The organism is Bacteroides sp. AM54-2NS, from assembly GCF_003602935.1.
Classification (GTDB): Bacteria; Bacteroidota; Bacteroidia; order Bacteroidales; family Bacteroidaceae; genus Bacteroides; species Bacteroides xylanisolvens.
In genome coordinates this window covers 1-587 of sequence record NZ_QTMZ01000150.1, presented here as the reverse complement: position 1 = coordinate 587, position 587 = coordinate 1, and the positions used below count along the sequence as shown (strand labels likewise).

The following is a 587-nucleotide window of genomic DNA, read 5'->3' as shown; positions in this document are numbered from 1 at the left end:
GCCCCTGCCGTCAGTGAGGTGAACCACAGTTTGCTGGCATCCTTCTCCATGTTGGTCACTTCGTCCACGCCCGTCTGCTCCATCGTCGCCTCTATCAGGTTGGGGTCTGATGTGCCTTATGCGCACGTCTGCCTGTGCCTGGAGGTCAGTGTACATCGAGTCCCTGACATATACAAACTGCTGCACCTCCTCAAACTTGTCGGAAATTTGGGTCGCCTCTGCCTCATAGAGGTCGTGGGTGTAACTGCCGATGCAATTGGGAATATAGGATAGAAAATCCAATACGCACCAGCTGCTGCCGCTGTTGGTCATGCCTGTGTCAGCAGGTGGGTACCACCAACAGAGGATGATGCTCACCACCAAGGGCTTGAACAGTTTCATCACGTCCAACGGTTCGTTCTTCACCATCATCTTGTAGGCCATGCTTGCCGCCACGATGATAGAGAACAGTGCCGCCAATGCCATACACATTTGGAGGATCCACCAGTAACCACCAATTACTCCAGATGTGTAAAACCATAGGAAAACATATCTAACGTAATCTGCCAAATAGCACTGATTTATAGTTAATTATGAATAGAGGCCGT

At 50.4% G+C, this 587-nt stretch carries 1 pseudogene; it reads right to left on the bottom strand.

What is annotated here, in order from left to right:
• Positions 1-489 (bottom strand): annotated as a pseudogene (locus DXA05_RS26240) (hypothetical protein); the annotation flags it as partial.
• Positions 490-587: the final 98 nt, after the last annotated feature.